The sequence below is a fragment of the Actinophytocola sp. genome (genome assembly GCF_036002505.1).
Lineage (GTDB): Bacteria > Actinomycetota > Actinomycetes > Mycobacteriales > Pseudonocardiaceae > DASYTH01.
Map to the genome: position 1 here is coordinate 1 of NZ_DASYTH010000228.1, position 9,382 is coordinate 9,382.

The 9,382-nt window shown below is 69.0% G+C and carries 10 protein-coding genes; 1 reads left to right on the plus strand and 9 read right to left on the minus strand.

The genetic code is table 11. The features are described 5' to 3' along the window. The first annotated feature begins 190 nt into the window (after positions 1–190). Complete coding sequence (locus VGR06_RS20380; RefSeq protein WP_327560701.1) at positions 191–439, plus strand: hypothetical protein; 249 nt, start codon at positions 191–193, stop codon at positions 437–439. On the opposite strand, the gene VGR06_RS20385 is transcribed toward VGR06_RS20380, so the two are convergent. The 9 genes from VGR06_RS20385 to VGR06_RS20425 all read right to left on the minus strand — a co-directional run bounded on the left by VGR06_RS20385 (position 436) and on the right by VGR06_RS20425 (position 9,240). After that, on the minus strand, positions 436–4,029 hold the full coding sequence (locus VGR06_RS20385; protein WP_327560702.1) for a hydantoinase B/oxoprolinase family protein: 3,594 nt from the start codon (positions 4,027–4,029) through the stop codon (positions 436–438). The two genes, VGR06_RS20380 and VGR06_RS20385, sit on opposite strands and share 4 nt — an antisense overlap. An 86-nt stretch (positions 4,030–4,115) precedes the next feature. Continuing rightward, positions 4,116–4,823, minus strand: coding sequence for a DUF6082 family protein (locus VGR06_RS20390; RefSeq protein WP_327560703.1), 708 nt, complete (start codon positions 4,821–4,823; stop codon positions 4,116–4,118). A gap of 67 nt (positions 4,824–4,890) precedes the next feature. Beyond that, complete coding sequence (locus tag VGR06_RS20395; protein ID WP_327560704.1) at positions 4,891–5,517, minus strand: DUF6879 family protein; 627 nt, start codon at positions 5,515–5,517, stop codon at positions 4,891–4,893. Beyond that, positions 5,510–5,794 carry a hypothetical protein gene (locus tag VGR06_RS20400; RefSeq protein WP_327560705.1) on the minus strand — a complete coding sequence of 95 codons (285 nt, stop codon included), beginning with the start codon at positions 5,792–5,794 and terminating at the stop codon, positions 5,510–5,512. Before VGR06_RS20400 ends, VGR06_RS20395 begins: the two co-directional genes overlap by 8 nt. A gap of 369 nt (positions 5,795–6,163) precedes the next feature. Then, on the minus strand, positions 6,164–6,367 hold the full coding sequence (locus VGR06_RS20405; RefSeq protein ID WP_327560706.1) for a ferredoxin: 204 nt from the start codon (positions 6,365–6,367) through the stop codon (positions 6,164–6,166). Further along, the gene (locus VGR06_RS20410; RefSeq protein WP_327560707.1) at positions 6,364–7,587 is read right to left on the minus strand and encodes an NADH-ubiquinone oxidoreductase-F iron-sulfur binding region domain-containing protein; all 1,224 of its coding nucleotides are present in this window, start codon (positions 7,585–7,587) and stop codon (positions 6,364–6,366) included. The genes VGR06_RS20405 and VGR06_RS20410 overlap by 4 nt, the downstream gene beginning before the upstream one ends. After that, positions 7,584–8,123: a ferric reductase-like transmembrane domain-containing protein gene (locus VGR06_RS20415; protein ID WP_327560708.1), complete on the minus strand. Its 540-nt coding sequence runs from the start codon at positions 8,121–8,123 to the stop codon at positions 7,584–7,586. The genes VGR06_RS20410 and VGR06_RS20415 overlap by 4 nt, the downstream gene beginning before the upstream one ends. Continuing rightward, on the minus strand, positions 8,120–9,001 hold the full coding sequence (locus tag VGR06_RS20420; protein WP_327560709.1) for an FAD:protein FMN transferase: 882 nt from the start codon (positions 8,999–9,001) through the stop codon (positions 8,120–8,122). Before VGR06_RS20420 ends, VGR06_RS20415 begins: the two co-directional genes overlap by 4 nt. Continuing rightward, the gene (locus VGR06_RS20425) at positions 9,001–9,240 is read right to left on the minus strand and encodes a hypothetical protein (RefSeq protein ID WP_327560710.1); all 240 of its coding nucleotides are present in this window, start codon (positions 9,238–9,240) and stop codon (positions 9,001–9,003) included. Before VGR06_RS20425 ends, VGR06_RS20420 begins: the two co-directional genes overlap by 1 nt. Between the last annotated feature and the right edge of the window lie 142 nt (positions 9,241–9,382).

Consider the following 9,382-nt stretch of genomic DNA (forward strand, 5'->3'; position numbering starts at 1 on the left):
GAATCGAATACCACGTACCGTCACGGTCCCGCCACAACGAGACGTCGCTGCGGAAGTCGCCGTCGAAGTCCGCGGCGGCTGCCGGGCGCCGCCAGGGCGGCCCTGATTTGCCAAAATGTTACCGGCGTCCGCAGACCGGACGTATCAATCACGGCCCGTGACGCACCTCTTCTACCAAGAGGTGAGAAACATGCAAGACCAGTTGCAGCGGCCCGAGCTGAAATCGCCGGTCCGCAAGGCGATCGACTTCGTCGGCACCGAGCCGGTCGCGTTCCAGGGCATCATCCAGGCCAGCCTCGCCACGCTGGTCGGATTCGGCGTGATCAGCATGACCAGCGAGCAGACGGGCCTCGTGATGGCCTTGACCGCCGCCGTGCTCGGGTTCGTGACCCGCCGCTACGTCACCCCGAACTCCAAGATTTCGGACGGCAAGAGCTAGTCGTCCCTGGCTGGCTGGCCGTAGCCGCCGCCCCCCGGCGTCTCGATGATCAGCGTGTCGCCGGGTTGGACGTCGACGGAGTCGCAGCCGGCCAACTCGACGAGGGTGCCGTCGGCGTGTTGCACCCGGTTGCGGCCGAGGTCGCCGGGGGAACCGCCGGCCAGCCCGTACGGCGGCACGCGCCGGTGCCCGGAGAGCGTCGACACGGTCATGGCCTCCCGGAACCGGATCCGGCGCAGCGCCCCGTCGCCGCCGCGCCAGCGCCCGTCGCCGCCGCTGCCGCGCCGGATCCCGAACTCCTCGAGCAGCACGGGGAAGCGCCACTCCAGCACCTCGGGGTCGGTGAGCCGCGAGTTGGTCATGTGCGTCTGCACCACGGAGGTCCCGGCGAACCCGTCCCCGGCGCCGGAGCCGGAGCCGACGGTCTCGTAGTACTGGTGCGCGGCGTTGCCGAAGGTGACGTTGTTCATCGTGCCGGAGCCCTCGGCCTGCACGCCCAGCGCGGCGTAGAGCGCCCCGGTAAGCGCTTGCGACGTCTCCACGTTGCCGGCGACGACCGCGGCCGGGTAGCGCGGCGCCAGCATCGACCCCTCCGGAATGATGACCTTCAGCGGCCGCAGGCACCCGTCGTTGAGCGGGATGTCGTCGGCGACCAGCGTCCGGAACACGTACAGCAGCGCGGCCGTGGCCACCGAGGACGGCGCGTTGAAGTTCGTGCCGAGCTGCGCCGACGTCCCGGTGAAGTCGATCGCCGCCGACCGGTTCTCGCGGTCCACCGTGATCGTCACCGCGATCACCGCGCCGGAGTCCATGGTGTACCGGTACTCCCCGTCGTCCAGCGCGTCGATCACCCGCCGCACCGCCTCCTCGGCGTTGTCCTGCACGTGCCGCATGTACGCCTGCACCACGTCGAGTCCGAAGTGGCCGATCATCTTGCCGACCTCCTCGACCCCCTTGGCATTCGCCGCGATCTTGGCGCGCAGGTCGGCGAGGTTTGTCTCCGGATTCCGCGACGGGTATTTGGCCCCGGTCAGCAACCCCCGGGTCTCCTCCTCCCGGAACCGCCCGTCCTCGGCCAGCAACCAGTTGTCGAACAGCACCCCCTCCTCGTGCACCTCCGTGCTGTTGGCCGGCATCGATCCCGGAGTGATTCCTCCGATCTCGGCATGATGCCCCCGCGACGCCACAAAGAACAGAATCTCGTCGCCATTCTGGTCGAAAACCGGCGTGATCACCGTGACGTCCGGCAAATGCGTCCCCCCATGATACGGATCATTCACCGCGTATACGTCCCCGCGCCGCATATTGTTCGCCCGCCGCTGAATGACCTCGCGCACGGTCGTCCCCATCGACCCCAGATGCACCGGAATATGCGGCGCATTCGCAATCAAGCTGCCGTCAGGCGCGAACAACGCACACGAAAAGTCCAACCGCTCCCTGATGTTCACCGATTGCGCGGTCGACTCGAGCGCCACCCCCATCTGCTCGGCGATCGACATGAACAAATTGTTGAAGATCTCCAGCAGCACCGGATCGGCCTCGGTCCCCACCGAGGTGTCCTGTTTAGCCACCACCCGCTCCAACACCAGGTGCGCGCCCTCCGCCATCCGCGCCGCCCACCCCAGATCCACGACCGTCGTGGCATTCGCCTCGGCAATGATCGCCGGCCCCTCCACCCGCTGCCCGGCGCTCATCGACTCCCGCTGAAACAGCGGCGCATCCCGCCATTCCCCACCAGCCCACAGCCGAACCGCCGCCACCGGCCCACTTGTCCCCGTCTTGGCGGCGGTGATGGTCAGGTCGGGCTGCTCGGTGCGGCCGGTCGCCTCGACGGAGACCGCTTCCATGATGAGCGGGCGATCCATCAGGAACGAGTAGGTCTTGCGGTAGCTCGTCTCGAACGCGGCGGCCATCGTGGCGGGGTCGGTCAGCTCGACGGGAATCGCGGTGTCGGTGCCGTCGTAGCGGAGGTGGGCGCGGCGGATCACGTCGATGCGTTCCGCGGCGACGTCCTCGTCGAGGAGCTCGGTGCGGGCGGCGGACTCGAGGGCGTCGGCGACCTCGGTGAGGCGGGACATGGTGTCCACGCTGAGCGGGGCCTCGACGGACTGCTCGCGCATGGCGGTGGTGTCGGCCAGGCCGATGCCGAGGGCGGACAGGACACCGGCCATGGGCGGCACCAGCACGGTGCGGATGCCGAGGGAGTCGGCGACCGCGCAGGCGTGCTGGCCACCGGCGCCGCCGAACGTGGTCAGCGCGTAGCGGGTGACGTCGTGTCCTTTTTGGACGGAGATGCGCTTGACCGCGTTGGCCATGTTGGCCACGGCGATCTGCAGGTAGCCCTCGGCGACCTGCTCAGGGGTGCGGTCGTCGCCGGTCGAGGCGCGGATCTCGGTGGCCAGCTCGGCGAAGCGGCGGCGCACGAGGCCGGCGTCCAGCGGCTCGTCACCGGATGGGCCGAACACCGCGGGGAAGTAACCGGGCTGGATCCGGCCGAGCATGACGTTGGCGTCGGTCACCGTCAACGAGCCGCCGCCGCGATAGCAGGCCGGCCCCGGGTTCGCGCCGGCGGAGTCCGGGCCCACCCGGTACCGGCTGCCGTCGAAGTGCAGGATCGAGCCGCCACCCGCGGCCACCGTGTGGATGTCGAGCATCGGCGCGCGCAGCCGCACCCCGGCGACCTGGGTGTGGAACACCCGCTCGTACTCCCCGGCGAAGTGCGAAACGTCGGTGGACGTGCCACCCATGTCGAAGCCGATCACCTGGGAGAACCCGGCGAGTTGCGACATCCGCGCCATGCCGACGATGCCACCGGCCGGCCCGGAGAGGATGGCGTCCTTGCCGCGGAAGTGCCCGGCCTCGGCCAGCCCGCCGTTGGACTGCATGAACATCAGCCGCACCCCGCGCAGCGACGCGGCCACCGCGTCCACATACCGTTGCAGCACCGGCGACAGGTACGCGTCGACCACCGTGGTGTCCCCGCGCGGCACCAGCTTCATCAGCGGGCTGACCTCACTGGACAGCGACACCTGCGGGAAGCCGATCTGCTCGGCCAACTTCCCGATCGCCTGCTCGTGCCCTGGGTGCAGGTGGCTGTGCAGGCACACCACGGCGAGCGCCCGGATGCCGTCGTCATACGCCTTACGCAGGTCGCCGGCCAGCGCGTCGAGGTCGGGCGCGCGCAGCACGGTGCCGTCCGCCTCGATCCGCTCGTCGACCTCGATCACCCGCTCGTACAGCAGCTCCGGCAGGACGATCTCCCGGTCGAAGATCCGCGGCCGGTTCTGGTACCCGATCCGCAGCGCGTCCCCGAACCCTCGGGTGATCACCAGGGCGGTGCGCTCGCCCTTGCGCTCCAGCAGCGCGTTGGTGGCCACGGTGGTCCCCATGCGAACCGCTTCGATGGTCTCGGGCGCGGGCCGCTCGCCGGCCAGCAGCTCGCGGAGGCCGGCCACGGCCGCGTCGGCGTACCGCGCCGGGTTGTCGGACAGCAGCTTGTGCGTGACCAGCCCGCCGTCCGGTCGCCTGGCCACGATGTCGGTGAACGTGCCCCCCCGGTCAACCCAGAACTGCCACCGCCGACCCGCCACAGCCACTCCCGTCCCATCGCCCTTTCGTCCTACAATCCCACCCTACCGCACCTCTTGTAGGATCGTTCAACAATCCTCCGGGCCCTTCAGTGGTCGGGCCGGCCAAGCCGCGCCTGGCGCACCGCGCGGTACCCGAGTACGGCACCGAGCGCGGCCAGCAACACCCATCCCGGCCAGTGACGTGCCGGTCCGGGCTGGCCGGCTGCGCCCACAGCCGCCGGACGAGTGCTGGGTGGCTGTGTGGCCGACTGTTCGTAGGCCTCGTCGAGGATCGTGCAGAACCGCCGCGCCCGCCGTCCCGGATAGTTCTCCCGCCAGAACTGCCGAGCCACCCGCCAGTAGTGCCGGCCGGGTGCGCTGGTGAACACGCTCACCGCGGTCGACCTCAACCGGTCACCGGTCAGTTCGCCGATCTGATACGACGAGTACCAGTGTGAGACCACAAGGTTGATGTAGGCGTACTGGCGCTCGGCGTCAGTGCTCTCGGTCAGGTACGGCCCCCAGCAGTCCATGAACAGCGGATCGTCCATCGCCATCCGCAGGAGGTCGTTGTGCAGCATGCGCTGTGCGTTCTGCCGGTTCGCTCGTGCGTCACGGATCTGAATGGCGACGGAGATCGTGACACCGACCAGCGCGACGGCCGCGACGACGGCGGACACCGCGCCGTAGGTCTGACCGATGTTGCTGAGGCGGACCCAGTCGGTGTCGGCGCCGATGTCGAGCGCCCGCAGAGCCCACGGGGATACCGCGACCAGCCCCACGGCCACGAGCACCAGCAGCGGTACCACGATCATGGATAAGAATCTAGCCACGAACGTGCTCGACGGCCGCCGTACGGACATGCTCCGCACCGGGTTCAGCTCAATGTGTCGGATGTGCCGCCAAGTTACCAGGCGGAGGCAGCGGAGCGATCTCCCGAGCAAAGAAGGTGTCGAGGTCCTCGCCGCACCCGAACAGCTCATGGACGTCGCGGATGCATCCGGCGATCAGTACCGGGTCGGTGAACTTGCGGGCGCCGCAGAGGACGCCGGAATCGTCATACCGGATCTCGTACATTGCCAGATCACCCATGAAGATCAGCTCAGGGGTGATCTGATGCCGTTCGAACGGGGCCAGTGCCTCCGGCGTCACGATCCGGATGATCTCCCCGTATTCTGCGCGAAGCTTCAACGAGTGAAGTTCCCAGTGCAGGTACGGCGTGACCGGAAGGTCCACGACGCGAACCCGGTGTGACACGATTCCCCGCCGCTTGTCCTCGGCGAACTCAGCGGCCACGGTCGGCCGGTTTCTCTGCAGCATCGTCAAGGCCACATTCCAAAGGCCCGCGTTGAACGCATCCCAGCTCGGGTGGCCCGGCTGCCGAAAACTCTGTAGCCTTTCAAGTTTGTCGAATCTGGAGATGCGATCCCAGTATCTGTCGACATCTTCGAGGTAGTCGCGAGTGCTGGCGAACAATTCGCCAGGCGCGTCCCGCACCCGATCAAGCATCCGGAATGTCCTTCTTGGCGGCCATGATCGTGGCCCGTGGGATGACGACCAGGCGCTCATCGCCGACGACCGTCACCCCGTGCGGCAGGCGGTCGACGTAGTCCGGCGTGAGATCACGACCGATCACCGCCACGTCACCGTTGGAGAGTTCCCAGATATCCGGGCACCCGGTCTTGCCGTCGGTACCGTCCAGCTCTGTTGGTGATTTCCCGAGACGCCGGGCGAATGTCGCGTGTGGATCGGCTTCCCATTTACGAACCACGTTTCCCTTGGCCACAGCCCGCTCCCTCAACCCGCCTGCGACTGCCACCAGTATCGCCGTCGCCACCGCTTGCCTGCAAGCCTTTCCTCAGATCGTCGCTGGCGACGCCCCCGTTGTCCGGGAACACGTTACACGCGCGCCGGGTCTGTCAAATGGTCGTGCAGCCCTATCGGGCGAGGTTGCCAACGTGTGGGTGATAAACGTTGCCGTTCGGCGGCCGAAGGTGGGCAATCGGTGTGTCGATGTACGCCAAGAGGCGTACCCCGATCGAGTGGATCGTCGTGAATGTTGTACCGCCCTCTCCGGGAATTGTCAACATTCGTGCCAGCCATTTGACCGGCCGATGGGACAACCTAATGAGAACGCCGGAGCTCGACGTGGGGGTTACGTCGCATTCAGGTGGAGGGCGAGCCGTGGGCAGAGCCTGGCGGCCTGCCGTGCGGGTGCCTCGAGCTCTCCTGGCACGGTGGAATCCGTGCGCGGCAACGGATATCCCCAGCGGTCCCGGTCGAGCAGCTCGGGCAGCAGTTCCGTGCAGAGCCCGTGGCCGCGGCAGGCCGTCCAGTCGATGTGCATGCGGGTGCTCACCGCGGGTCACCTGCTGAGCACCGGCCGGTCAGGTGCAGGCGCACCTCGGCGTCGAACGTGTCCAGGGCGCTGCGTACCAGGCGAGCCGAGCCGTCCGGGTGGTGGCAGGCGCCGCGGACCACGGTGGACAACTCGTGGAGGCCGGCGACCGAGCCGGGGCCGCCGCGGCCCTGCGCCAGGTCGTCGAACAGGGCGGCCATCGCGGGCAGCCCGTTGCGGCACGGCCCGCACTGCCGGGCGCTCTGCGCGGCCAGGTACCGCACGATGGTGGCGGTTTCCCTGAGCCCACAACGAGAACGGGGGAGGGCGAGCACCACGCCGGCGCCGGGTGAGCCGCCGAGCGGGGCGAGCGCTGCCCGGGACAGCGGGGTGTGGCCGAGGGCGCCGTACGGCAGCCAGGTTCCGTGGTACCCGCCGATCAGTGTTGCCTGTGCCGGTTCGGTCGCGCCGCCGGCGAGCTCGAGCAGCGCGGAAATCGGGATGCCGATCGGAACCTCGTACACGCCGGGCCGGGCCACCGGGCCGCCGACCGTGGCCAGGAACGTGCCCGGCTCTTCGGCCGTACCCAACCGGCGGAACCAGTCCGGGCCGTTGCGGGCGATCTGGCCGAGGTGCGCCAGGGTCTCCACGTTCTGCACCAGTGTCGCCCGGCCATTTAGTCCTGAGTGGACGATCAGTCTCCGTTTGTCGAACGGCAGCGCGCGGCGGCCGGAGATCTTGGCGATCACCGCGGACTCCTCGCCGGCGATGAAGGTCCGGTCCGCCTCCACCACCCGAACCGGATAGCGGTCCCACCGCTTGGCCGCGCGCTCGGCGAGCACGGCCCGGGCGCTGTCCGCGGCCGGACCCGGCTTCACGTAGAGGTAAACAGCCGTGGCGCCAACGGTTTCCGCAATCAGTTGCAGTCCGTCGAGCACCAGGTGCGGGGCGCGGGTGAGCAGCGCCGCGTCCTTGGTGGACGCCGGTTCGCCCTCGGCACCGTTGGCGATCACGACTGGTTTCTCGGCGGTGGCCAGGGCGGCGAGCTTGCGCCAGGTGGGGAACCCGGCGCCGCCGCGTCCGGTGAGGCCCGCGGCCTGCACGTCGCCGATGAGTTTCCCCGTACCCTTACGCCACGGCACCGGCCCGGAGATCGCGTGATGCTGGTCGAGATCAGCGGCCGCCGCGCTGAGCAGCCGTGAAATCCTTGTGTTCGAAGGGCTTTCCTCGATGATGGTCATACCGGAACCTCCCGGCTACGGCCGGCGAACCGCCACGTGGCGGCGCCGGCGACGACGATGAAGCAGGTCACGGCCAGCGCGCGCAGCCAGGCCTGGCCGGCGTCCGAGCCGGCACCCAGCACGTGCAGCAGGGCGAGCGGCCAGGATGCGTAGGCGAACCAGTGCACCGCGCGCCAGCCGCGCAGCCCGATCCTGGTGCGCAGCATGCTGGTCACCACGATGGCCAGCAGCAGGTCGAACGCCGCCGCACCCAATCCGATCCACAGTGGACGATAGATGGACGTGAACGGCACCACCAGATCCGCGAGCTTCAGCTGCGCATACGGATCGAACAGCAGCGTGCTCACGTGCACGACGAGCAGCACGGTCGCGATCAGCCCGGCGTTCCGGTGCACCACGGCCACCGCGAACCGCGGCACCCCGGCCACCGTCCGCCCGGACCAGGTGAGCACCCCGGCCGCGACCGCCGCGGTGAGCAGCAGCAACGCCATCACCCCGGTGCCGCGTCCCAGGTACCACAAGGCATCCGTACTCATTCCGGCCAGCCGCCCAACGTGACGACCTCGCCGTCCGCCCGCACCAGCCGGGCCGGTTGGCCTATCGACCGCAGCCACGCCGGTGCGTCGACCCCGCGTACCAGCGCCGCGGTCGTCGCGGTGTTCGCGGCCACACACGTCGGCGCCACCACGGTGACACTGCGCCACACCGGATCCGCCGGCCACCCGGTCCGCGGGTTCAGAATGTGGTGCAGCGTAAGGCCGTTACGCCGCCAGGTCCGGCTCCGCGTGCTCGACGTGGCCATTGCCGTCCCCGCCGGAATCGCCACCGTGCACGACGGATCGTCCGGCTGGTCCCGCACCAGCACCCGCCAGCCACCCTCCGGCGCCTCGCCCGCGGTCGCGATGTCCCCACCCAAACTCACCAGCACCCCGACGTGCAGGTACGCATTGATCAGCCGAGCGCACCGGTCCGCCGCGAACGCCTTCGCGGTCGCCCCGAGGTCCAGCTCGACTCCCTCGGGAACCGTCAACTCCCGGCGGTCAAGCCGAACCCGCTGCCACCCCGGTACCCGAACCCGCACCGGCAGACCATCCACATCGGACAGATCATGGTCGTACCCCAGTTCCACCAGCGCGCTGCCCACCGTCGGGTCGACGTCGCCCTGGGTCTCCTCGGCCGCCTCGAGCGCCGTCCGCACCAGATCGGCCAGCAGCGGGCTCACCCGAGTCGTCCGCCCGGTGCACGCCCGCAGTTCCGAATTCGTCCGAAACCGGCTACACGCAAGGTCAATCGCGTTGAGCTGAGCCTCGGCCAACGCCCGCGCCTCGGCCAGCGCATCGCCGTCGGTCACCACGATGCGCGCGATGGTGGTCCACACCTCCCATTCCGCGGCGGCCACGGTGCCGGTCGCCATCACGACCCACCCGACTGCGCGTGCGTCTGTCCGCTGCTGCCGGACACCCCGCTCGACGAGCTCGAACTATCCGAAGTGGACTGATCGCTCGAACTGCTCGTACTGCTGCTCTGCGTGGTTGCCGCACTCTCCTGCGCATGCGTGATCGCGATCACCGCCGCGGTTCCCCCGACCGCGGTCGCCGCCAGCACCGCGGTGATCAACCCCGCGGACCGCGCTCCGCGCTCTCGTGCGTTCATGGCATCTCCTCAGCTCATCGCCGGTCGATGCCAACCCTCCGCCCGAAGTCTGTGAGCCTCCTGTGCAGTCGCACCGGGCCACCTGTGAGCGGATCGGAGTGCGGTGAAGGGGGCCTTCCTCACGTCCAGCGCGAGGAAGGCC